This window comes from Citrobacter sp. Cpo126 (assembly GCF_030332445.1).
GTDB classification, from domain to species: domain Bacteria; phylum Pseudomonadota; class Gammaproteobacteria; order Enterobacterales; family Enterobacteriaceae; genus Citrobacter; species Citrobacter portucalensis.
In genome coordinates this window covers 37,449-59,745 of sequence record NZ_JAOWHT010000032.1, presented here as the reverse complement: position 1 = coordinate 59,745, position 22,297 = coordinate 37,449, and the positions used below count along the sequence as shown (strand labels likewise).

Annotated in this window: 22 protein-coding genes and 1 pseudogene; 11 read left to right on the top strand and 12 right to left on the bottom strand. The window is 46.7% G+C overall.

Annotated features, from left to right (window positions below):
- Positions 1-100: 100 nt before the first annotated feature.
- The gene (locus OGY17_RS09575; RefSeq protein WP_286607096.1) at positions 101-658 is read right to left on the bottom strand and encodes a DJ-1/PfpI family protein; all 558 of its coding nucleotides are present in this window, start codon (positions 656-658) and stop codon (positions 101-103) included.
- A 555-nt stretch (positions 659-1,213) separates the two neighbouring features.
- Here OGY17_RS09575 and OGY17_RS09570 point away from each other — a divergent pair.
- Positions 1,214-1,717 carry a non-heme ferritin-like protein gene (locus OGY17_RS09570; RefSeq protein WP_003034597.1) on the top strand — a complete coding sequence of 168 codons (504 nt, stop codon included), beginning with the start codon at positions 1,214-1,216 and terminating at the stop codon, positions 1,715-1,717.
- A 139-nt stretch (positions 1,718-1,856) separates the two neighbouring features.
- Here OGY17_RS09570 and OGY17_RS09565 read toward each other — a convergent pair whose 3' ends face one another.
- The gene (locus OGY17_RS09565) at positions 1,857-2,108 is read right to left on the bottom strand and encodes a DUF2766 family protein (protein ID WP_003034595.1); all 252 of its coding nucleotides are present in this window, start codon (positions 2,106-2,108) and stop codon (positions 1,857-1,859) included.
- Between the two features lie 128 nt (positions 2,109-2,236).
- Between OGY17_RS09565 and OGY17_RS09560 the strand changes: the two genes are divergently transcribed.
- Positions 2,237-3,658 carry an MFS transporter gene (locus tag OGY17_RS09560; protein WP_286607094.1) on the top strand — a complete coding sequence of 474 codons (1,422 nt, stop codon included), beginning with the start codon at positions 2,237-2,239 and terminating at the stop codon, positions 3,656-3,658.
- Between the two features lie 33 nt (positions 3,659-3,691).
- Here the strand turns inward: OGY17_RS09560 and OGY17_RS09555 are convergent, their stop codons facing one another.
- Positions 3,692-4,330 (bottom strand): RpiB/LacA/LacB family sugar-phosphate isomerase, encoded by a 639-nt coding sequence (locus tag OGY17_RS09555; protein WP_003034591.1) that lies wholly within the window; start codon positions 4,328-4,330, stop codon positions 3,692-3,694.
- 267 nt (positions 4,331-4,597) lie between these two features.
- Between OGY17_RS09555 and yecR the strand changes: the two genes are divergently transcribed.
- Both yecR and ftnA read left to right on the top strand, forming a co-directional pair.
- On the top strand, positions 4,598-4,933 hold the full coding sequence (gene yecR / locus OGY17_RS09550) for a YecR family lipoprotein (RefSeq protein ID WP_008785081.1): 336 nt from the start codon (positions 4,598-4,600) through the stop codon (positions 4,931-4,933).
- 194 nt (positions 4,934-5,127) lie between these two features.
- A complete protein-coding gene (gene ftnA, locus OGY17_RS09545) occupies positions 5,128-5,625 on the top strand; it encodes a non-heme ferritin (RefSeq protein WP_003034588.1) in 498 nt (165 codons plus the stop codon).
- A 45-nt stretch (positions 5,626-5,670) separates the two neighbouring features.
- On the opposite strand, the gene OGY17_RS09540 is transcribed toward ftnA, so the two are convergent.
- Positions 5,671-5,910 (bottom strand): YecH family metal-binding protein, encoded by a 240-nt coding sequence (locus OGY17_RS09540; protein ID WP_003034586.1) that lies wholly within the window; start codon positions 5,908-5,910, stop codon positions 5,671-5,673.
- Between the two features lie 225 nt (positions 5,911-6,135).
- Between OGY17_RS09540 and tyrP the strand changes: the two genes are divergently transcribed.
- Positions 6,136-7,347, top strand: a complete 1,212-nt coding sequence (gene tyrP / locus OGY17_RS09535) for a tyrosine transporter TyrP (protein WP_032949537.1) — start codon at positions 6,136-6,138, stop codon at positions 7,345-7,347.
- Positions 7,348-7,373: 26 nt separating this feature from the next.
- Here tyrP and OGY17_RS09530 read toward each other — a convergent pair whose 3' ends face one another.
- From OGY17_RS09530 to OGY17_RS09505, 6 genes are all read right to left on the bottom strand, one after another.
- On the bottom strand, positions 7,374-8,039 hold the full coding sequence (locus OGY17_RS09530) for a YecA/YgfB family protein (protein WP_003034581.1): 666 nt from the start codon (positions 8,037-8,039) through the stop codon (positions 7,374-7,376).
- Positions 8,040-8,248: 209 nt separating this feature from the next.
- Positions 8,249-8,530: a heavy-metal-associated domain-containing protein gene (locus tag OGY17_RS09525; protein ID WP_003833910.1), complete on the bottom strand. Its 282-nt coding sequence runs from the start codon at positions 8,528-8,530 to the stop codon at positions 8,249-8,251.
- A complete protein-coding gene (locus OGY17_RS09520) occupies positions 8,527-8,883 on the bottom strand; it encodes a mercuric transporter MerT family protein (protein ID WP_003833912.1) in 357 nt (118 codons plus the stop codon). Before OGY17_RS09520 ends, OGY17_RS09525 begins: the two co-directional genes overlap by 4 nt.
- Positions 8,861-10,003, bottom strand: a complete 1,143-nt coding sequence (locus OGY17_RS09515) for a transglutaminase-like domain-containing protein (RefSeq protein WP_125362628.1) — start codon at positions 10,001-10,003, stop codon at positions 8,861-8,863. Before OGY17_RS09515 ends, OGY17_RS09520 begins: the two co-directional genes overlap by 23 nt.
- A gap of 208 nt (positions 10,004-10,211) precedes the next feature.
- The gene (locus tag OGY17_RS09510) at positions 10,212-10,682 is read right to left on the bottom strand and encodes an SRPBCC family protein (protein WP_057067954.1); all 471 of its coding nucleotides are present in this window, start codon (positions 10,680-10,682) and stop codon (positions 10,212-10,214) included.
- Positions 10,683-10,695: 13 nt separating this feature from the next.
- Positions 10,696-11,385 carry a LolA family protein gene (locus OGY17_RS09505; RefSeq protein ID WP_234102786.1) on the bottom strand — a complete coding sequence of 230 codons (690 nt, stop codon included), beginning with the start codon at positions 11,383-11,385 and terminating at the stop codon, positions 10,696-10,698.
- 365 nt (positions 11,386-11,750) lie between these two features.
- Here OGY17_RS09505 and OGY17_RS09500 point away from each other — a divergent pair, with 365 nt between their 5' ends.
- Positions 11,751-12,116 (top strand): hypothetical protein, encoded by a 366-nt coding sequence (locus tag OGY17_RS09500; protein WP_234096257.1) that lies wholly within the window; start codon positions 11,751-11,753, stop codon positions 12,114-12,116.
- A 510-nt stretch (positions 12,117-12,626) separates the two neighbouring features.
- A complete protein-coding gene (locus OGY17_RS09495; RefSeq protein ID WP_234102787.1) occupies positions 12,627-15,653 on the top strand; it encodes a C1 family peptidase in 3,027 nt (1,008 codons plus the stop codon).
- Between the two features lie 424 nt (positions 15,654-16,077).
- On the opposite strand, the gene OGY17_RS09490 is transcribed toward OGY17_RS09495, so the two are convergent.
- Positions 16,078-16,467, bottom strand: a complete 390-nt coding sequence (locus tag OGY17_RS09490) for a HumD family translesion DNA polymerase (protein WP_114675541.1) — start codon at positions 16,465-16,467, stop codon at positions 16,078-16,080.
- A gap of 78 nt (positions 16,468-16,545) precedes the next feature.
- Between OGY17_RS09490 and OGY17_RS09485 the strand changes: the two are divergent.
- From OGY17_RS09485 to OGY17_RS09470, 4 genes and pseudogenes are all read left to right on the top strand, one after another.
- Positions 16,546-16,733, top strand: a pseudogene (locus OGY17_RS09485) (DinI-like family protein).
- Positions 16,734-17,007: 274 nt separating this feature from the next.
- Complete coding sequence (locus OGY17_RS09480; RefSeq protein ID WP_234102821.1) at positions 17,008-17,370, top strand: GtrA family protein; 363 nt, start codon at positions 17,008-17,010, stop codon at positions 17,368-17,370.
- Positions 17,367-18,287 (top strand): glycosyltransferase family 2 protein, encoded by a 921-nt coding sequence (locus tag OGY17_RS09475; RefSeq protein ID WP_234102788.1) that lies wholly within the window; start codon positions 17,367-17,369, stop codon positions 18,285-18,287. Before OGY17_RS09480 ends, OGY17_RS09475 begins: the two co-directional genes overlap by 4 nt.
- On the top strand, positions 18,284-20,053 hold the full coding sequence (locus tag OGY17_RS09470) for a glucosyltransferase domain-containing protein (protein WP_234102789.1): 1,770 nt from the start codon (positions 18,284-18,286) through the stop codon (positions 20,051-20,053). The genes OGY17_RS09475 and OGY17_RS09470 overlap by 4 nt, the downstream gene beginning before the upstream one ends.
- A gap of 30 nt (positions 20,054-20,083) precedes the next feature.
- Here OGY17_RS09470 and OGY17_RS09465 read toward each other — a convergent pair whose 3' ends face one another.
- Positions 20,084-22,297, bottom strand: coding sequence for a tail fiber/spike domain-containing protein (locus tag OGY17_RS09465; protein WP_275367115.1), 2,214 nt, complete (start codon positions 22,295-22,297; stop codon positions 20,084-20,086).

The following is a 22,297-nucleotide window of genomic DNA, read 5'->3' as shown; positions in this document are numbered from 1 at the left end:
CGGTTTTGTCGACGGGAAAAAAGAGGGGTAGCAGATTAGTCCATAACATCAGCCAACGAATCCTTGTTCCCGAATACCGAAGCATTCGGGAGCACAATGATTACCATCTGTAATAAATGTGGTCAGCGTGATCGCGAACCGGAATGTCATCTTCCAGCAGACGCGCTGAAAGCGTGAAAGCAAAATCGAAAATATGCCCTAATCCTTTGCCGCTAATAAGGTTGCCATCTTCAACAACCGGCGCATCAATATATTCCCCATCCGTGACGTTTTGCCACAGATCCCCCGAACACACGTAGCGACGCCCCTTCAGCAGGCCGTTGCCGCCCAGCACGCGCGCCGCCGCAGAACACACCGGGCAAATGAGTTTTCCAGCCTCGTCATGGCGAGCGACAAACTGGATGACAGCCTCACTGGCGGCAAGGTTAACGCTGCCCTGCGGCCCGCCGGGTAACACAACGGCATCATAAAGATCCGTCTGACGCGCAGCCAGCGTGCTGTCCGTCACCATCGGCACGTCATGGTAGCTCACCACCGCACGGGACTCGGCGCAGGCCAGTGTTTCAACTTCGATCTGCAGGCGGCGCAGAATATCAATGGTAACAATGGCTTCCGCCTCTTCAAAACCAGGTGCCAGTAGCACGGCAACCTTTTTCATACACACTCCTCGATTTTTCCAAATACACCAAACAATAAATGTCGAATCATTCAGGCGCTTAACTTTATTAATTTCCACAAAACTGATCTGGCGCAAAAAAAATTAGCCAGCAGATAGCGTTCACAGACGCGGGTCAATGGTGAAATTTCTTCATCCGAAGACCAGATAATCATCTGGCGACAGACAATACCTGATTGTGAAATTCCATTTCGTGATATGAAACATCATTTCATTATCAATATTTCACTTTAATTCTATAAATATCAATCTGTTATATTCACAGCGTTTATATGCGCAAGCGGAAAAATCACTAATATTGCTATGACAATATGTAAAAAATCATAAATACGCAGATTTAAGGATTTTCTTATGTCGGGACTGGAGTTATGCTGAATCTCGATCGGGAGCGAATATAATTCGTGATCACTAAAGGACCGGCGGAACGGATTTATTCTGCTAACAGTTTTAATTGTACGTAGAGGTGACGTGTAGCGGCAGCCCGTTGCACTGACGTTAGTAACGTACATCCCCCTTTCTGGAAATAAGGATATTGATATGGCTGCAGTTGGAATTGTTCATAAACTCAACACACAAATGAACCTCGAGTTCTACGCATCGAATCTTTACCTGCATCTCAGTGAATGGTGCTACGAACACAGCCTGACTGGCACCGCAACCTTTCTACGCACTCAGGCGCAAGGTAACGTGACTCAAATGATGCGTATGTTTAATTTTATGAAAAGTGCCGGGGCTAACCCTATCGTCAAGGCTATCGATGTTCCGGGTGATGAACTAACTTCCCTTGAAGAACTGTTTCAGAAAACGCTGGATGAATACCAACAGCGTTACAGCAAGCTATCACGCTTAACCAATGAAGCAGAAGCCTTGAATGATGCAACAACCATTGATTTTCTTCACGATCTGGAAAAAGAGCAGCAGCAGGATGGCGTGCTGTTACAGACGATTCTTGATGAAGTCCGCAGCGCTAAACGTGCGGGACTGTGCATGGCGCAAACCGATAAGCACCTGCTGAACGTCGTGAACTATCAACATCACTAATCTTCAATTTTCATCGTGTTGATGCCGGATAACGATGCGACGCACCTTATCCGGCTGGTGCTTAATTTTCTCTACGCTCACGCCTCTCATTCTGCGAGGCGCAAAAAAACCTTTCTAAAACCTGAAACAACGGTTTATTTTAGTGAGATTCATTCTGCGGCGTGAATTTCAACTCGATCAAGGCAACCGCTTTTTGTATTGCGCGCATAGTGACCGGATCGGCACCTGCAGGATGGCTGGAAAAGTCGATGCTTTTCAGCTGGCTGGACATTTTCTCCCGAACTTCAACTGGGGCAATAACATCAAGAACATCCAGAATCTGCTTGATAACCAGCTGACAGGCAACAACGTCCGAGAGCAGTTCCTGATCGGCATTCAGTGTTTGGGACATAGTGAGCTCCTTATAGAAAGGTCGTCATAGTACCCATTCAACGAACGAAACGATAGCCGCGCATGCCTTCCGAATGCGCTGAAAATAAAAATAGTTCCAGTCAGTTTCTTTTAGATGGCAAGCACAACATGAGTGAACATTTAGCGGTTGAGAACAAACGCGGTCTATCCCCGGCTGCATTACTTGTTGCCGGGGCTTTCTTTATGGAGTTTATTGACGGCACGGTGATTGCCACCGCACTGCCCGACATGGCGAAAAGTTTTGGCGTGCAGGCAGTTGACCTGAACATAGGTATCAGTGCCTATCTGATCACCCTCGCGGTACTGATCCCCGCCAGCGGCTGGATTGCGGATCGCTTCGGCGCCAGAAAGGTGTTTACCCTTGCACTGGCGATATTTACTCTCGCCTCGGTTTTATGCGGTTTGTCCGAAAGCCTTGAGAGCTTTGTCGCCATGCGAATCTTACAGGGTGTAGGTGGTGCGCTAATGGTTCCGGTTGGCCGACTCGCGGTATTACGAACCACGCCTAAACATCAGTTGATCACCGCTATTGCGACCCTGACCTGGCCCGCTTTAGTCGCGCCCATCATTGGCCCTCCCCTTGGCGGATTCATTACCAGCTATGCCAACTGGCGCTGGATCTTCTTCATTAATGTACCGCTCGGAATACTGGCGATTGCGCTGGCGCTACGTTTTATCCCGGATATTCATGACGACGAGCGCCGCCCATTTGATATAACAGGATTTATCGCAACCTCTGTTGCGATGGTGAGCCTGGTGTATGCCATGGAGTTACTGGGAACCCAACAGCCTCAGGGCTGGCTGACCGCCGGACTTTTGGCGCTAGGAACATTGACCTTTCTGTTTGCCCTGCATCATTTTCGTCGCACCGCCTGGCCAATGATTCGCCTTGATGCCATGAACGTCCCTACTTTTCGCGTCACCATGTATGGCGGATCGCTGTTTCGTGCCTCTATCAGCGCCGTGCCGTTTCTGCTGCCGTTAATGTTTCAGGTAGGTTTTGGCATGAACGCTTTTCACGCGGGTTCGCTGGTGCTGGCGGTATTTGTCGGCAATCTGACGATTAAACCTGCCACCACACCGTTGATACGCTGGCTGGGCTTTAAGAAACTGCTGTTGATTAACGGTGCACTTAACGTTCTGGCGTTGCTGGCCTGTGCATTAATTACGCCGCAGACCCCCGTGTGGGTTATTTTGCTGGTGTTGTATCTGGGCGGTGTGTTCCGCTCAATTCAGTTTACCGGCGTCAGCACGCTTGCCTTCGCGGACGTCTCCGCGGCACAAATGAGCTACGCTAATACGCTGTTCAGTACGGCGACACAATTAGCGGTGGGATTGGGCATTTCTTTAGCCGCTATTGGCATCCGCATTGGCGATGTGGTCAGTGAAAAGCTGGCATTGGGCAATATTCCGGGGATTAGTTTCCGGCTGGCCTTTGTCGCTATTGCCATTATTTGTCTGGTAGGTATGGTGGATACGCTGCGGCTCACCCGTGATGCAGGAAGCGCAGTATCGAACAAGAACAGGTAGCCCGGAGGGTGAACGCCGCCGGGCCAACAGGATTTAGCCAATCACCTCGCGTACAAACGCTTCGATTGCTTTGTCCTGGCAGTTTTCAAAGAAGCACTGCTGGAAGCGCGGGCCTGATACAGCGGTTTTCACCAGTTCAGGATCGATCGCGCGCAGCGTGTCCAGATAATTTTCTTTTACCACAGCCGCTTTCACCTGATTCAGAATACCGGCGTTACGCACCTGCGGCTCTTTACGCTCCGGTGGGTAGCCTTCACCGTTACGCCCGGTGAACGCTTTTTCAAACATATAGCGCACATTCAGCTCAGCACCCCAGCCAAAACCTTTGGCGAATGCCAGAGAAAGCGCGTTGCCGTTGTTGATCTGAGAGAACAAGAACGCATCTGCAGGATCAAGGCAATAACCACACACCACACCCGGATGGATATTCAGTGACATCATTGCCCCCTGGCCCGTACCGCAACCTGTAACAACAAAGTCTACAGCTTTGGAATTAAGCAGGATGCTGGCCATAATGCCTAAATGGATGTAGGTCAGATGATGATCATTTTCGTCGCTCATCCCAACGTTATAGACCGGAAAACCTTTCTCATCCGCAACGGCCTTAAGCTCGTTATGGATGATGGCGTTTTTGCTTGCCTGGCTGTTTTCCATCATCAATGCAATTTTCATTCTGTACTCTCCTGAATGCGCTGCGGTAGCCCGCTGAAAGTCATAACATTCAGCCACATTACTATTTTGCAATCGCACTTTCAAATTTAATGAAATTTAGTTTTAAAAAACAAAGTTGCGCTCACATTCCTGTCTGAACAGTTCAGAATCACCTCAAACAAATGACCTCGTTGTGATTAATCGCAGGTGATCTTCGGGCTATTCAAGCCATTGATGAGAGTCTCTGTATGCCATGATAGTGTATCTTCGAACTTTCAGAGCGATCTCATGAAGACTTTTATCCTGGCACTTTTGCCGCTCATGCTGACAGGATGCACAATTACAAAACAGGCACAGGTCAGCGAAGCCAGCGCCATCACTGGTGTGGTTCGCCTGACTTATAATCAGGCCATGTTACAAACAGCACGTACCGATGACTACGTTACCCAAGGGACAGCCACCAAAGAGTGTCAGCGCCTGGGCTATGCCAGCGCAGAAGCGTTTGGCCAGCCGGTGTCAACCTGTAGCGTGTATGCAGGCTCTCTGTGCTTAAATACCAAAATTACACTCGCCTGGCAGTGTCATGGTGTCGCGGTGCCCCAATCACCTTCTTTCAATTATTAATATTTCCGACCAGCTCATTTTTGCTGGTCTTTTACCACTTTATTATTTATATCCTCCGTTTAATATCGTTAATGCGTTTTATTCCCATTCGCATTTTTAATAAATAAATTTATTATTTTACCTTTTGCAAATAATTAAATAACAAATTATAGTGGCGCCACGTCAATATTTAATAACGTTTGTGGAGCAGAACCATGCTGAAAACAGAAATGATCGACCAACTGAATGAGCAAATGAATCTTGAATTATATTCATCTCTGCTCTACCAACAGATGAGCGCGTGGTGCAGCTATCACAGCTTCGAAGGTGCTGCCGCGTTTTTGCGCCGTCACGCCCAGGAAGAGATGACGCACATGCAGCGTCTGTTCGACTACCTGACCGATACCGGCAGCTTGCCGCGTATTAATACCGTTTCTTCACCCTTTGCTGAATATGCTTCTCTGGATGAACTGTTCCGTGTTACTTACGAACACGAGCAGCTAATCACCCAGAAAATTAATGAGCTGGCACACGCGGCAATGACCCACCAGGATTATCCAACCTTTAATTTCCTGCAATGGTATGTTGCCGAGCAGCATGAAGAAGAGAAATTATTTAAATCTGTTATTGATAAGCTGTCGCTGGCAGGAAAAAGTGGCGAAGGTCTTTATTTCATCGACAAAGAACTGGCTACGCTTGATACACAGAATTAATATTTTAGGGCAATGATGGCAGCCCGCCATCATTACCCCTTGAAATCAGTGACGGCAGATCTTGCTTTCGTGCGTAGAGAAGCCGTCTTCTTTTGCAATAAACTTTCCCTTCGCCGCTAAAAACGCCACCAACTCGCCTGCCGTCATATCCGCCGCAGAACAAGTGTGAAAACGCGCCTGCTCGCCGAAACGTGCCGTAATCGCCGCTTCAAGGCTGGCATTTGAATACTGCTCACCAGATTCAATCATCATGTTAAGCACTTCGTGACCGTGAATAGATTCCATATTACCTCCTTAATAAAGTCCGTAGCCTAATGTGAACCGCACATCGTCGCTTTGCGCTAACGCAGGTTTATCTGCAGATAAATGTTATTTGTTATACATCTTAATGGTCAAAACATCGTAAACATTAATGTACAGTCATTGTAACGGTGATTTGACGAAAATAGCGTTTTGCCTTAATCTGCGCCGCAGATATAACCATTGATTATCTCTGGGACAGAGGAAAGCGTGAAAAACAGAACCCTGGGTAGTATTTTTATCGTGGCGGGAACCACGATTGGTGCCGGTATGTTGGCAATGCCGCTGGCTGCGGCAGGCGTGGGGTTTAGCGTCACGCTGGTATTGTTAGTCAGTCTTTGGGCGTTGATGTGCTACACCGCGCTGTTGCTGCTTGAAGTGTATCAACATGTCCCGGCAGACACCGGGCTGGGTACACTGGCAAAACGTTATCTTGGTCGTTACGGACAATGGGTAACGGGCTTTAGCATGATGTTTTTGATGTATGCCCTGACGGCGGCGTACATCAGTGGTGCAGGTGAACTGCTGGCTTCCAGCATCAGCGACTGGACCGGAACAAATATTTCCCCGACAACAGGCGTACTGCTGTTCACCTTTGTTGCCGGTGGCGTGGTTTGCGTGGGGACCTCGCTGGTCGATCTGTTCAACCGTCTGCTATTCAGTGCCAAGATAATCTTCCTGGTGGCGATGCTGGCTCTGTTAATGCCGCATATTCATAAAGTGAACCTGCTTACGCTGCCGCTGCAACAGGGGCTGGCGCTCTCCGCAATCCCGGTCATCTTCACCTCGTTCGGTTTTCACGGCAGTGTTCCCAGTATCGTCAGCTATATGAACGGTAACATCCGTAAACTGCGTTGGGTGTTTATTACGGGTAGCGCTATTCCTCTGGTCGCCTATATCTTCTGGCAACTGGCGACGCTTGGTAGCATTAACTCGACAACATTCATGGGGCTTTTAGCCAATCACGCAGGCTTAAACGGCTTATTGCAGGCATTGCGTGAAGTCGTGGCTTCGCCGCACGTCGAACTGGCGGTGCATCTGTTTGCTGACCTCGCACTGGCAACCTCTTTCCTCGGCGTTGCATTGGGATTATTTGACTACCTGGCCGACCTCTTCCAGCGCCGCAATACTGTAGCGGGAAGAATGCAAACCGGCGTGGTGACCTTCCTGCCGCCGCTGGCATTCGCGCTGTTCTATCCGCGTGGTTTTGTCATGGCATTAGGGTATGCGGGCGTTGCCCTGGCGGTGCTGGCGCTGCTCATTCCCTCGATGCTGGCCTGGCAGAGCAGAAAACATAATCCGCAGGCCAACTACCGCGTAGCAGGCGGTGCTCCGGCGCTGGCACTGGTATTTTTGTGCGGCATTGTGGTGATAGCAGTACAGTTTTCTATTGCAGCAGGATTACTACCAGAAGTGGGTTAAAACAAAGGGGCTTTCGCCCCTTTCTGTTAATGCAAACAGCACTGCTTATATTTCTTGCCGCTGCCACACGGACAAGGGTCATTGCGTCCTACTTTGGCATCCACTTTCACCGGTACTTTGACCGGCGTTTCCTGAGGATGCGCCATCCAGTAAGCATGCAGGTCCAGCGCAGCCAGGCGGATGGCATCGACGCTCTCTTCAAACGCTTCCGGCGTTAGTTTCTCAACCACCGCAAAGTTCTCTTCCGTGCCGTGCAGCGCAATAGCTTCAAGTGCTGGTTTTAACGTGTCCGGTAACGCGGACCAGTCTGACAGTGCGACGCCGCGCATATAACCAAAGCACCACTCTTCAACGATGGTCAGTTCATGCTCGTCAATTTCACGCAAACCAAACAGCGGCTCAAACTGCTCAGGATATTCATCCAGACGATCGGCCGTATCCGCCATATGTTGAAACGCCAGGTTCATGAAACGCGTCATTTCTTTTTCGGAGGACCAGCGAGGGACATACTGCGCGCCGCCCCAAATCGCGACCAGCCACTGCTCTGGTTCAATTTCATACGGTGAACTCAGCACCGCCGTCAGCAAACCATCCAGTTCTGACACATCCAGAATAGCCTTGTCTGTATTGTACTTAGTCAGTACATCATCCAGCCATTCCAGTTCGCTCTCGTTTAATGGTCCCGTTTTCATAACGCTTTTCCTTAGTCAAAAAATCTTGCCTGTGATCATCCTACATGGCTGGAGGGATAACAGATAAAAATGGGCATATGCGGCATATAGCTGCCGCCTGTTCAGGTTAACAGGAAACGAGGGGAATTCCGGAAGTTAACGCACAAAAGAGAACACTAAGCCGCCGGGCATCATACCGGGAAAACACAATAAAACCACCCGTAGGTGGTTTACTGTTGTTCAATACGGTTGAGCGTTGCGGTATAGCCCGTTTTCGCTACCGCGTTAAGTAACGTATCGGTTGGGAAACCTTCTGGCACAATCGCTTCTGCTTGTCGGGTTTTTAGGGAGGATTTTGCTTTAATCACACCATCGGTTTCACGTAGCGCCTGATTGACCGAAATAACGCACAGCGAGCAGGTCATATTTTGTATATCCAGCACCACTTTTTGATTGGCCGCCTGAGCCCACAGCGGCAGCAACAAGCATGCAACTAATGTGAAGATTTTCATTCAAATACCTCATAAAACCAGGCAACGAGCGTTGGATAAAATAGCACCGGCAAAATCAACGCCAGCGCGCACCAGTAGAGAACGCGCGCTTGCTTCAACGTTAACCATCCGGAGCACCACAGCCGCCTGGAAAAATAGAGCCGCCAGAAGACGCGCAGTAATAAGCCCAATGACACCAGCATCAGGGGAATTCGCAAAAACTCAAACTGGGTGAAAACAGCAAAGCTCGCCGCCGAAATACCAAACAACAGATAGAGCAGCGGTCCAACGCAGCATAAGCCCGCGGTGACAGCAGCCGCAGCGGCCGTCAACAGGGTGAGCCCCGCCCCTTTAGCGTTGTTCTGTGGCGACATAGCTGTAGGAGAACGCTTTAGGATCATAGAAATTGATCGGGTCACCATCGACTTCAGCGTAAGGATAGCCAAAGTTGTTCATGGCTCCCTGTTCCGTTGCTGGGTACAGCTCGAAATCACGCCCGTAGTTAAATCCAACCCAGTTCATTTCCCAGTTACCAAACAGGTAAGTGTTTACCGCCTGGACATCGGCGTCCTGATGCGACTTTTTCTCTGCCAGACGCATTTTGGTCACATCAGCAGGATCGCACGGTAACCAGCCGTAACCGGCCAGATAGAATTCGGCGCGGCAATGTTGTCCGCCGCTCACATCGGCGACGCCTGCACTGTCTGCTTTGCCAAAAGCGCTTTTCGAGTAACGTTCGAGCTTATTGGCTTTGCCCAGACGGATGCCAAACAGTTCGCGCGCCGGAATGCCGCTGGCCCGCGCCAGAGCCACAAAAACGGAGCTCATGTCGGTGCATTTTCCTTTGAGCTTACCGCTTTTTAAGATCTCCGCCACATCCCCCGTGCCGCAGCCAATGACGTCGTTATCGCGCTCCATATGGCTACTCACCCATTCGTAAATCAGGCGCGCTTTTTTCAGCGGATCCTGCTCATTACCGGTGATTTTACGCGCAGTTTCCAGAACAAGCCCATCAACTGGGGTATGTGTCGTCGGCAGCAGGTACGGTTTTACATCCAGCGGATAAATAATCTGCTCCGGCGCTTGCCAGGTTTTCAGCGCGTCCTGCTTCAGCGGCTCCCAGTCGGCGGTTTCAATGTCGATATCAACGTTAATCAACAGTTCGGCCTGCGAGTCAGGCCAGGTGGCAAACAGCGTTTTCGCGCCATAAGTATTATTAGTGGTAACGTACGCCTGCTTATAGTTTCCGCTAAAGGCAAGCGCCGTCATTTGTTGAAACGCGGTATCTACCGGAAGCGGGATCCACAGTTTTACCACGCCGCTCGACCCCTTAGGAGGGTTAAGTTTATACGTCTGGGATAACACAAAGCGCCGACGCGCGACTGGTGCAACGGATGGCTCAGCGGCGTGAACCGTCTGGCTAATAACCGCAGGACCGACTAAACCGGCGGCGGAAAGGAGAACGCTATTTTTGAGAAATTGTCGACGTTGCATTGCTGTCTGTCCATGTTGTAAGAGTTGGGCTACGGCTAAGAAGGTAAAAACCGTATGCGATCATCACAGCAGACAGACGCTGACATAAAAAGGTGAGCCGATGGAGGTTATTCATCAATAACAGACCTGTTAACTGTGAATGAAATAAGAAACTGCGCGACAGATAGTAAGCCATAGGCAGGCAAAAAGTACAGCCGTGAGAGCGAGTTCAGAATATATAAACATTCGTTGCCAGCTTACGGGCTAACCCTCTGGCCCCTTCGCGCATAACCATATCGTGATTCCAGCGAAAAACAGGTGCCGCCAGCGGAGCCAGGTAATTCATCCAGCGAATCGTGGTGCGAACATTCCAGTCATATCTGACGATAGTCTCTGTGCCATTGGCAGAAAAAGACCACACGCCTCGCCCTTCAACCGCCCCGCTGGCTTGCCCCTCAAGCAGCGAGCAGGGCAGAATATTCAACACGTTGATGTCAAAGGTTAAGCGATAAGGAAGCGCTCCTTTCCAGGTATAACGATGCAGCGCCCCAATGCCCTGTGTATCACCTTTTTTAATCTCAACAATGCGTTCCAGACTTTCCCACCATTCTGGCCACTGATCGGGATGAGAAAAAACATCCCATACCTCCTGAATTGAAGCCTCAACCCGCCAGACGGTGGAAAACCGATAGTTAGCCATAATACAGACTCCCTCAAGGCGAGAAGAAATTGGCGGGAAAACGGATGTTAATGACCATAGCATCCAGAAGCACGGTTTCTAATCGCTGCCCATCTGGCGCATAGCTGATCACTTTGGCAGGGAGTCCGTGATAATTATCCAGCCAGACGTCATAGCGGTGAACACCATCAACCGCCATTGTTCCTGGCCCAACCACAGATACGCGCGTCGTCGCCCGTCCTGCAAGGTTTTCCTTACCAACTGTGGTTGTTATCCCTTCGCGTTGCAGATGACGAATATTGCCCAACAACACGCCGATATCAGAGCGATCCACCCGATGACCGCGCTCATCCTGGATCAATGAATTAGTAGGTGACAGGTGCAAAATGGGCAACGTACCCGCACCAAATGGCCATAACGTCACTTTACCGCTGACAGGATTAAAGATAAGCGCCGCACCTGAATGCGGTTGGGTAAAATCCATCCGCACATACCCAGGCTTTTGAAAGCTATAGCGAATAATTTTGCTTTCATCGGATGGCGACGATGAGCGCATCATAACCTGATAAGACGTCAGGTTATTAAATGACTGTTGAGAAAATGCGATGGGATCCGTAGCCCTGGCATTCTGCGAAAAGATATCCTTTTTTTCCACCGAATATGCTGCACCACTAAGGGTAAGCAATGCTGCGAACATGACTATCGGAAAAGATGAAATGTTCATAGCAGCCCCCTGAACCAGCACTGTCTGCCAACAGAAGTAATCACCTGTTGGCTGTTTTTATTATAGTTCTTATTTATACAGTCCTTCGCAGTTGCGCTTCGAGAGGATATTCCATTAAATTCGGCAGTTTGCGTAAACCTGTAGTGGTGCACACACAAGCGTAAATTATAGCCTATCGGATTAGTCGCCTTTTCGCTTTGCTTAAAAGCTTATGCTAGCAATCGTCTCCTACCTTTAGAGGCCAGCAAACTGGAACCTTCATTCAATCTCATCAGTCAGCATAGTGCTTTTTTATATCCCCCAAACGAATTCCACTCCAGCAAAAAGCTATACTTTAGTAACCATACTTAAAATGAGGGTTAATCATGAGACGGCTATGGGCGTCGTTATCCATCGCCTTTGTTCTACTGCTGATGAACTCCCCTTACGCCGCAGCCAGCGCCCTGCAGCACCAGGGCGACAGAGAGCATGAATTACGGATTGCCGTGATTGCTGGTAATGGTTTAAACAGCTTCGGGGGAGACATTGGTTTTACGCTCAACGCGCAAAACAGGAAAATCCATCCCTTTGGTCCTCAATTTATCATTGTTGATCCCATCATCATTGATAACGTTGGAATGCGCAGCGGAAATCCTGCCCGCGATGGCTTCATCGGCAACCCTGCACGTAATGGATTTATGAATAATCCTGCCCGCGGTGGATTCATGACAAACACCCCTATTCGCAGATAACAGTAATGTAGTGGTCGCGTTTGTGCCAACTGGGTCGCTTTCGCACATTCGATGCAATTACCGCCAATACCAGGGGCCGTATTGGCGACCGCACCTGCGCGATAGACTTTAATGTTATGTGCTTATCGGCATGGACATAGTCACATCACTTTTTATATTTTCAAATAATCAGTAAACACCAACATCTAAATACAACGTCAGGTTAATCCATAATAAATACGGCTGATATTAAAACAATAAACCATACAGCACACTTACCTTTCAGACGTTTTTTAGATATCAAAATAATAAAAATAAGCGATAGTCATAACGCGTCTCCTCCGGATCCGCGCAATAAAGTATTTGTTCAATTCGCCGGAGCTCTCACACGACAGGGGGTAATAGACGTTCAACAACCCTGGAAAATCGTCACTTAAAATAGGAAGGTTTCAATAAGCTGGGTGTTGCCTTTGTCGATGGTTATACCGCCAGAGTTTCACCGGGCGTTCTTGAAGTCTGGACCAGCGTCGATTGAAGGCATCATTTAACGCCATTTGGCTGAAAGTGATGCGCTGCACTCCTGTCCATATCAACACCCTGTTCCTGGACGTTGATATCAACGTAAAGCACTCGCCTTTCGAGGGGAAAGTCATGGTTAAATTGCTGTTGCAGGGCTCATCCGGCCCGGAAGTTGTTCAACTCCGCAAGTGTCTGGCTGCTACATTGGGGCCGGATGCAAAAATGTTCGATCTACAGACGAAAAATAACCAGTTCGATGAGGCACTCGTGGCAGCAGTACGTCACTGGCAGTCGAATATTGGTGTCCTTGCCGATGGCATTGTTGGTCCCTACTGCCAGAGCCTGCAAGGTTTGATAACTCTCCCCACCATCGGTCTGCGCGCAGACGATGTGCAGAAGTTATTCCCAGCCACCAAACCATCCAACGTATTGCGATATCTGCCGTATGTTGCGGCAGCACTGGCCAGTGAGGGGCTCACGGCGTTCCCGTTGGTTCTCGCTGCGCTAGGTACCATACGCGCGGAGACAGAAGGTTTCGTGCCGATTGCCGAATACCCTTCTCAGTTCAACACAATACCAGGTTTACCGGCATTCAGCGCCTACGACGCAGGTACAAAAATAGGTAAAGATCTTGGCAATACTAAACCGGGAGATGGTGCCAGATTTCGTGGTCGTGGTTTCGTGCAACTCACCGGGCGCGCGAATTACGAAGAATACGCTCCCCGCATCGGCGCGGACATTGCCGCTTTCCCTGACCTCGCCAATGCACCTGAAGTGGCAGCCGTATTATTGGCTATGTTCCTCGCCGATCGCAAAAAAGAGTTAACGACCGCACTCGCAGCCACTCCACCGGACTACAGGAAGGCACGTCGACTGGTGAATGGCGGCTCCCACGGATTGGATCGTTTCAAAAGCGTGTTCACGCTTGCCGCAGCCACACCAACCGCCATGCTAAACACCGGAAAAGCCGGGAAGACGATGACAAGTAGCGAGCCTTCAAAAGCGGGTAAGCAAAAGAGCGCCACAGCGGCAATTCCCTTATCCGTACTCGACTCGGGGCTCGTGCTCAATGCTTCAAAGGATCCGGTCGATCTGCGCGATCGAACCTATACACCGCCCCCGGTAAGCTTGCCCGACCTGTTCCCAAGCGATGAGGACATTGCAACACGGTTGACAGTTTACACGAAGGCAAAATTGATCCTCGATCAGGGCCAGGAAGGAGCCTGCACGGGCTTTGGCCTCGCATGCGTCGTGAATTATCTCCGCTGGCGTAAAGCCGGTTATCCATCGACGCTCGATTCAGTGAGCCCCCGCATGCTTTACAATTTTGCCCGGCGATACGACGAATACGCAGGTGAGGATTACGAGGGCTCAAGCTGCCGTGGCGCGCTCAAGGGCTGGTTTCACCACGGCGTGTGTCTGGAGTCTGACTGGCCCTATCAGGCGCAGGAAGATGTGCCGCCAAAGTATGGCTATGCCGAACGATCAGCGAATACGACACTGGGTGTCTACTATCGCATAGACATCAAAAGTATCACCGACATGCAAGCCGCGATCCATGAAGTTGGTGCGATCTACGTTTCCGCCTTCACGCACGAGGGCTGGCAGGCTGTTCCGGAAGTGAAAAAAACAATCACGGGGCATACCTCGCTTTCCATTATCGCCTTCAATGGCAAACCCTCAAAAACCGATGGACATGCCTTTGCTCTGGTGGGATTCAACCGCGATGGCTTTATTATCCAAAACTCATGGGGAAATAGCTGGGGTTGTGGTGGTTTTGCGGTGTTGAGTTATGCCGACTGGCTGACCAATGCGATGGATGCCTGGGTCGCTGCGTTGGGCGTACCGGGTGTGATGCAAGGGCAACTCACCATTGGCAAACCGTCTTACGCCACGTTGGCAGGAACAGCCAATAAAGAGCAGTGGTGGGATGAAGCAACCGCTTACGAACACAGTATCGTAATAGGCAACAATGGACGCGTGACTCGCTACCTTACACAAGACGAAATGACGCGCACATTGATGTATCAAGGGTGTGTATTACCCGATCGCTGGTTCCGGACACATACCACCGAAACCAAGCGTCTGGTGATCTATGCACACGGAGGACTCAACGACGAGGCCGGTTCTATTGAACGGGCGCGAGCGATGGGCCGCTACTTCATCGGCAACGACTGCTACCCATTATTCCTTGTGTGGAAAACGGGGATTCTGGAATCCATTGGTGACATCTTTTCCGACCACTTCCATCGAGAACCGCCACGAGCAGGAGGCATTCGTGAGGCGTTAACCGATGGATCCGACATGCTGCTTGAGCAAACAATAGGTAGGCCATTTGCCAAACCTATCTGGAGCGAGATGAAGGAAAATGCAGAGTTTAGCTGTGTCTCAGGCCGCGCAGGCGACCTGCTGGTGACAGCACTACAAACGCTAGCTGCGAGCTGGGGCAACGCACTTGAGATCCATATCATCGGCCACTCGGCAGGCAGTATCATCCTCGGCTATTTCGTCGACCTGTTGTCGGCACGCGGTCTGGGCGAGCAACTTAAATCAGTGCATCTCTATGCACCCGCATGCACGGTGCAATTTGCCAACCGCCACTATGCACCGCATGCTTCTTTAATGAAACGTATGTATCTGCACATTCTCTCCGATCGCAATGAGAGGGACGACAATGTAGCGAAAATTTATCGTAAGTCGTTGCTGTACTTCGTTTCAAATGCCCTGGACGGCGATCAGCGTACACCACTACTGGGAATGGACAACGTACGCGACAAAAACTACAGCGGCTGGGACGGTTCGTCGAGCACAGGCGAAGCACTTCGCAATTGGCGCCGTGCTGCTAGTGAGGCTGGGTTAGATAAAAGCGCACGTACGAATGTGATTGATATGAACAAGGTGCCCACAGGTCCGAACGTCTGGATTGATCCTTCACACGGCAGTTTCGACAACAATACCAATGTTCTCGAACTGACGTTGCAACGTATTGTTGATGTAGACGCACTGAACATGTCCGTTGACGATCTGAGAGGCTTTTAACTAGCGCTCGCTCTCTGAGTTACGCGCACATTGAAACTAACAACATTAAGATAATCATTGATATACAGGAATACGGGTGCCAGGGGCGGCTGATGTGACAGGTAAACGTCAGGCACAAAAAAACCACCCGTAGGTGGTTTCACGACACTGCTTATTGCTTTGATTATTCTGTTCTTTCCCATGGTACCCGGAGTGGGACTTGAACCCACACAGCACGAACGCCGAGGGATTTTAAATCACGCGTGTTATCAAGCACTATCAACAAGTTACCCCATTTTTTCGCCAATAACACATGATTTTAAGATCAACTTAATCAATAGCTTATAATCATCAAGAAGGTACAATGGTGAAACTTTTTTTGCTCTCAACATCGTTCTAACGTGATGGGTAAATGAGGTTAAAATCCTCGCACAATTTAAGCTATTCACATCACCGGGCAGTCATCAAACTCCGCGTTCCTGGCGTCATTAATGATGTAAGTGATCACCCCGAATATAGCGGGTGCAGAACTGTAGCCGTCATCATCTACTGGTAGCGCCTCCCTTCTTCCGTTCTCCAGATTTATCAGGTGGGGCTGAGGGTGGGTTCGATATCGCTTGATCCTGAATTCCCCGTCTATCGCACATATCAACAACGAGCCATCGCAGGCAGTAAGGGACGCATCTACCACAAGCAGCGCACCCTGAATTATTCCTTCCCTGAAATGTGAACGTGATGCCCGCATGAAATAAGTCGCTGCTGGCTGGCTGATTAACTGCTGATCGAGGGAGATTCGTGTTTCAACATAATCTGCCGCAGGTGAAGGAAAGCCCATGTTTACGCCCTCTCTTGAATACCGGATAAAAACACAGTATAAATACTGTATATCCATCCAGTAAAGAGGCAATAAGCAATGTTCGTGGAACTCGTTTATGACAAAAGGAATTTTGATGGTCTGCCCGATGCAAAAGATATCATTCTGGGCGAGTTAACGAAGAGGGTTCACCGGATCTTACCCGATGCTGATGTTCGGGGTAAACCGATGATGACACTGCAGCCATCAATACTGACGCCAGAAAGCATGAGAAAAACATCATATGACCATGTATTTTTCATAACTGACAATGATCGTCCAAGTGGGCATTAGATAACAGATGGTAAGAGTCGCCTAAAGCAACAGCCGCCTAAGTTCACCTTAGAGAAGTTACTGTTTCATGCCCCAGTCATGTCCCACCCTCGAAAAACATGCAAAGCCTTGCAAACCGATGCAACGCTTTGTGTGTCCCGTTTTTGTCTCACCATCTGGCATCATATGTCGATCGATCCGTTTTCAGATGATAGACTTTCTGCCTCTAAGAATTCACTGATTTATATAATGTTAAAGCTATTTAGTCGTTATGTTTCCGTTGGAGTCCTGAATACCGCCATTCACTGGTTATCCTTCGGAGCTCTGTTCAGCTTGATGGGCATGAATCAGGCGATATCTAACCTACTCGCTTTCTGTGTTGCGGTTACGTTCAGCTTTTTTGTTAATGCCAAATGGACATTTAAATCCAAAGCAACAACAGGCCGATACGTTGCTTTTGTCATCTTTATGGGGGCTATGGCAGCTCTTACCGGTTACATTTCAGACCTCCTTCACGCTCCAGCACTAATCACCCTGATTGCATTCTCTGGATTCAGCCTGGTAGCAGGATTTATCTATTCAAAATTCATTATCTTTAGGGATACAAAATGAAAATCTCGTTGGTTGTTCCGGTCTTCAATGAAGAAGCCACCATACCAATTTTTTATAAAACCGTTCGGGAATTTGAAGAGCTGAAACCATATGATGTTGAGATAGTCTTCATCAACGATGGAAGCAAAGATTCAACTGAATCATTGATTAATGCACTAGCGGTATCTGACCCGCTTGTAATGCCATTGTCATTCACCCGTAACTTTGGTAAGGAGCCAGCTCTTTTTGCGGGCCTTGATTATGCAACAGGAGATGCTGTAATACCTATTGATGTTGACCTTCAGGATCCGATTGATGTTATTCCGCGCTTAATTGAAAAGTGGCAGGATGGCGCAGATATGGTATTAGCAAAGAGATCTGATCGTTCGACTGATAGTCGGCTTAAACGTAAATCCGCTGAATGGTTCTATAAGCTGCATAATAAAATCAGCAACCCAAAGATCGAAGAAAATGTAGGTGATTTTCGTCTTATGTCACGCGGCATTGTTGAAAACATAAAGCAAATGCCTGAAAGAAACCTTTTTATGAAAGGGATTTTATCATGGGTCGGTGGAAAAACTGATGTAGTAGAGTATTCCAGAGCTGAGCGTGTGGCTGGTGATTCTAAATTTAACGGCTGGAAACTTTGGAATCTTGCCCTAGAAGGAATTACAAGTTTTTCTACTTTTCCTCTTAGAGTGTGGACATATATCGGACTCAGTGTAGCTGCGTTATCTTTTGTGTATGGTGTTTGGATGGTATTTGATAAAATTTTGTTCGGTAATCCAGTCCCTGGATATCCATCACTGCTAGTCTCCATTTTATTTCTTGGTGGTGTGCAACTCATCGGCATCGGAGTTCTAGGTGAATACATAGGTCGCATTTATACAGAATCAAAACAAAGACCTAGATATATTTTAAAAGGATCAAAAAAATGAAAAACAAAGAATTTTGGTTTATTTTTTCGTTCATTATCATGTATCTAATACCACTATTAATTGGTAATTTATATTATTACGACGATCTTTATAGAGCATATTTAGGATACATGTCATGGGATACAGATGGTAGACCATTTGCGAATTTATTTTATTTCGTATTGACCTTTGGTCAGACTCTGCCAGATATTTATCCAATACCATTACTGCTTGGAGTCGCCTTTTATTCTTATGTTGGATTTTTATACGCTAGAACAAACGGATTTAAGTTCAGTATTGGTTTTATATTATCTTACGCCATGTTAATTATGAATCCCCTTTTCATATCAAATCTTTTATTCAGATATGATTCATCATTCATGGTGATTGCTTTAACACTTTGCGTAGTCCCTTATAGTCTAACGTTAAAAAAATGGAATGCATATATAATTGGAACTGCTGCGCTAATTACATCATTCGGATTATATCAAGCGGCAATAAGCGTTTTCATTGCGTTGGCAGGCATAGAATTGGTATTAAATACCACCAATAAATCAATTAGAGATGCTATATTAATTTGTTTCGAAAGGGTTTCTCAATTAATAATTTCTTATCTATTTTATTCACATATTATTTTGAATGCTTTTTCAATTAATGATTATTTTAAATCATTCAACAAAATGATAGAATTTTCTAGCGCAGGGATTGGAGTATTATTACAAAACATCAATTCATCTCTTTACAACTTAAAGCTGACATTCAGCTCAGGGATGATTATTGCGATAACTCCTGTCGCCATTGCGTTTTTAGCTTGTTTAATCGCATACACATTTAAAAACAAAAAATTGTCGGTCTTATTCGCGGTTCTTATCGGCTCGATTGCTGTTACTTTGTCTATACCTGGAATTGCTATTTTTGGAGAGAACCCAGTATTCTATTCCAGAATATACATAGGACTTGGTGCGGCATTAATGTTCATCACATTAATGCCTTCAATATTGAAATACAATAATAAGTATTGTACTTATTGTACTGTAATTTTATCCTTCTATTTATTTACTGTAATGTCATCTGTCATGAACTCAGTAAGAGCAGACACCTCTTATCAGAATGATATTTCACAGAGAATAATATCAGCTATAAACAATAATCACATGGCTGAATCTGGAAACATAATGATTATTGGTCAATCTAGACACTCGCCTGTAACCTCAATAAATATTCTTTCATTTCCAGTAATAAAAATAATTTCCCCAACATATTTTATTGATAAGTTTGATGGTGGAAGATTTATTCTTATGCATAATGGTCTGGATATGGTTCAATATCCTAATCAAAAGATGGCCGAAGAACTAAGAAAAGACATTATTAAAGCATCCCCTGTCTATGCTGATAATATGTTCTCTTTATTCAATATAAATGGTATGCCGGTTGTTTCTTTCGAACACACAATTTATGATGAAGTAAACAAAAAATCAGATAGTATGACGTTACCAGGAGGTGCTTTAAGTAATGTGCATGTTAGTGAAAATTACTTTTATGCATGTATAAATAACACTTCACATCCTGAATTGCGCCGTAATGAGTGGTATTACTTACTGCTCCACATGAATAATGGTGATGTTTTAAATAAAAACTTCCTTAGCTTATCATTAATTCGAAAAGAAAATTCCTCATGCGTCGTTAATAAATGGGATGAGGCAATCAATCTAAAAGATCTAAAATCAATTGAATTTGGAATTTACAATACTAAATCTATGGAAAGAAGGTCTCAGTATACAAACTAAATACTACGCGCCTCGAAAGAGGCGCGTAGTTCAGGTAGCAGAATTAATTTGCAGAAATGTATTTGATGTGGAACCAACCCAAGCTACTGGGTTCCCATATGTCACAGTGCCATCGCTAACGACCCAATCTCCAGGGGATATAACACACTTGGATCCATATATATTTGATGGAGCTGTGCTAAATCCACTATCAACAAATCTGAATCCTACCTTATCAACAGATGGCTCTGAAGGAAACCATTTAGTGAATGATGAAGCTTTGATATCATTATTTCTAAAGATGCCCCCAGAGAAATTATTCATACTAAATACCGTATCCATTGGATAATTATTTGTATTTCTGAACTGGTTGCTTTCAAAAATAGGTGATAACACGGTATATCCAGGGCTCAATGAAATATATCCGCCATCAAGAATATTATTCATCACACGAGGATGCTGACCTCCGATACCAACATCGCCAAACCCATTTGCAAATGAGCAAGTATTTCCTTCAAATAGAGGCGAGATCCAACTTGAAGCGGTAAGTCTTGGTGCTTTTGTGTCCTGCATTATATTATTTGTTACTATAAGCCCTCTCTTTAATTGAGTCCCTTCATTGTATCCTTGAACTGATATACCGCCACCAATCATAATGTTATCGGTTATTATTATATTACTTAGCCCCTCATTCACACCCCAATCGCCGCCGATCTCATTTGTTATTAAAAGGTAGTGTGACGAGGCTCTACCATTGATTCCAACTCCTATTTTACTTGTATTCCCCTTACATATAACATTATTTGCTGCAAATATTTCAATAAATATACCATCGCCTTCATAATAGTTATCTGTGATAGTTACATTCTCACCTGCTGGGGTTATTCTTGATTGGATCGATATTGGCTTGTAGAATCGATTTCCGTGTGCATAAGATCTTCTACTTCCTTCTGACACAGCATAGTCTTCTCCGTAAGTATGCCAACTCCTTCCTGAATACCATGTTTCATTGTTTATAAATTCTGAATAATCACAGTTGCGAGTAATAACACAATAATTAACATTGTATTTGTAATTATTATTTTTTACAGATACGTATTTATTTGCAATGCCATTTAAAGCATCTGAATTTATAAACATCCTTGGAGCATTTACGTTATGGTTTCGTATGGTAACGCTGCATCCCTCCAAAACAAATCCCATCCAGTCCTCTTGAGGTTTGAATGTTGTATCTGTTGATGATATTGAATAGTCAACAAAATCACTATTCCAGTTAATACCTGATACTTCACCATTACATGACTTTAATCCAAAAATGGTTCTTTCTGAGGAAGTACTCGATGTGATATCGATTTCAACATCGTTATCAGCGAATATATTAACGTTTAGTGACTCCAAGAAGAATGCCGTCTGGCGTGTAACTAGGTACTTATCTTTATATGCAATAGACTTATCAAAAGTCGGCTTTAGTATACCAGCTGAAACTCTACATCCACGATTTAAAGCCGATGCTAATCTTATTGCTGATTCTACTGAAGTGTTTGATGATTGAATTCCAGTCACATCGTGACCAGCCCATACTGTGTGAATTGCGTCGAATACAGAAATATTTCTAACCCAGCACCCATTACCGCTCGGGTTGCTTTCTCCAGTCCCGGCCAGGAACGACGCTAACCCAGCATACGAACCATCCCACGGAACCGTAGGGCTGAATATGGTGATACCGTTATGCTGTAATTTTGGTTTGCTTGCGTCCCAGTAGAACTGACCACCACCAAAATCAGTACCCGGGACATAGCCAGTAACCTGCCGAACATTATTAGCTGATTTATCACTGAGAGCCATTAGATCTTTTACTGATTCAACTATTGCAATGCTTTTCCCAAAAGCAGAAGCACCAACCGCAACCCAGGCTCCTTTGCCTATACCGCCAGTTGATGCTGGAGTTGAACCAGCAGGAACAGACTTAGGTAGTGCGCCATCCCAACGATAATACTCCCCACTGCTTTCATCCTTTAAAGCCTGGTTAATCAGTGTGATTGATGCGCCGATCTGGAAGGACTCGACCAGAATCCAGCCAACATCAGCAAGAGAACGTTTAAATTGTTCCTCCATCCCATGCCATGTAATCCTCGGATTACCTAATCTGTCAGGAAAATATTCATTTTCCTTGTCTAAGGATAAGTGATCTAAATTTTGTGCGTTATCATATAAATCTTTTGCAGCAGCAGACCCCAGCGGATTGCCGGTGTTATAAGTCGTCAT

Excerpts from the sequence above, each read along its gene's own strand:
- OGY17_RS09465 (WP_275367115.1), bottom strand. The coding sequence starts at position 22,297 with ATGACGACTTATAACACCGGCAATCCGCTGGGGTCTGCTGCTGCAAAA.
- OGY17_RS09505 (WP_234102786.1), bottom strand. The coding sequence starts at position 11,385 with ATGAACATTTCATCTTTTCCGATAGTCATGTTCGCAGCATTGCTTACC.
- OGY17_RS09500 (WP_234096257.1), top strand. The coding sequence starts at position 11,751 with ATGAGACGGCTATGGGCGTCGTTATCCATCGCCTTTGTTCTACTGCTG.
- ftnA (WP_003034588.1), top strand. The coding sequence starts at position 5,128 with ATGCTGAAAACAGAAATGATCGACCAACTGAATGAGCAAATGAATCTT.
- OGY17_RS09540 (WP_003034586.1), bottom strand. The coding sequence starts at position 5,910 with ATGGAATCTATTCACGGTCACGAAGTGCTTAACATGATGATTGAATCT.
- OGY17_RS09575 (WP_286607096.1), bottom strand. The coding sequence starts at position 658 with ATGAAAAAGGTTGCCGTGCTACTGGCACCTGGTTTTGAAGAGGCGGAA.
- OGY17_RS09555 (WP_003034591.1), bottom strand. The coding sequence starts at position 4,330 with ATGAAAATTGCATTGATGATGGAAAACAGCCAGGCAAGCAAAAACGCC.
- OGY17_RS09530 (WP_003034581.1), bottom strand. The coding sequence starts at position 8,039 with ATGAAAACGGGACCATTAAACGAGAGCGAACTGGAATGGCTGGATGAT.
- OGY17_RS09475 (WP_234102788.1), top strand. The coding sequence starts at position 17,367 with ATGAAAATCTCGTTGGTTGTTCCGGTCTTCAATGAAGAAGCCACCATA.
- OGY17_RS09515 (WP_125362628.1), bottom strand. The coding sequence starts at position 10,003 with ATGCAACGTCGACAATTTCTCAAAAATAGCGTTCTCCTTTCCGCCGCC.
- OGY17_RS09560 (WP_286607094.1), top strand. The coding sequence starts at position 2,237 with ATGAGTGAACATTTAGCGGTTGAGAACAAACGCGGTCTATCCCCGGCT.
- OGY17_RS09570 (WP_003034597.1), top strand. The coding sequence starts at position 1,214 with ATGGCTGCAGTTGGAATTGTTCATAAACTCAACACACAAATGAACCTC.
- OGY17_RS09480 (WP_234102821.1), top strand. The coding sequence starts at position 17,008 with ATGTTAAAGCTATTTAGTCGTTATGTTTCCGTTGGAGTCCTGAATACC.
- OGY17_RS09470 (WP_234102789.1), top strand. The coding sequence starts at position 18,284 with ATGAAAAACAAAGAATTTTGGTTTATTTTTTCGTTCATTATCATGTAT.
- OGY17_RS09525 (WP_003833910.1), bottom strand. The coding sequence starts at position 8,530 with ATGAAAATCTTCACATTAGTTGCATGCTTGTTGCTGCCGCTGTGGGCT.
- OGY17_RS09520 (WP_003833912.1), bottom strand. The coding sequence starts at position 8,883 with ATGTCGCCACAGAACAACGCTAAAGGGGCGGGGCTCACCCTGTTGACG.
- OGY17_RS09510 (WP_057067954.1), bottom strand. The coding sequence starts at position 10,682 with ATGGCTAACTATCGGTTTTCCACCGTCTGGCGGGTTGAGGCTTCAATT.
- OGY17_RS09565 (WP_003034595.1), bottom strand. The coding sequence starts at position 2,108 with ATGTCCCAAACACTGAATGCCGATCAGGAACTGCTCTCGGACGTTGTT.
- OGY17_RS09490 (WP_114675541.1), bottom strand. The coding sequence starts at position 16,467 with ATGGGCTTTCCTTCACCTGCGGCAGATTATGTTGAAACACGAATCTCC.
- yecR (WP_008785081.1), top strand. The coding sequence starts at position 4,598 with ATGAAGACTTTTATCCTGGCACTTTTGCCGCTCATGCTGACAGGATGC.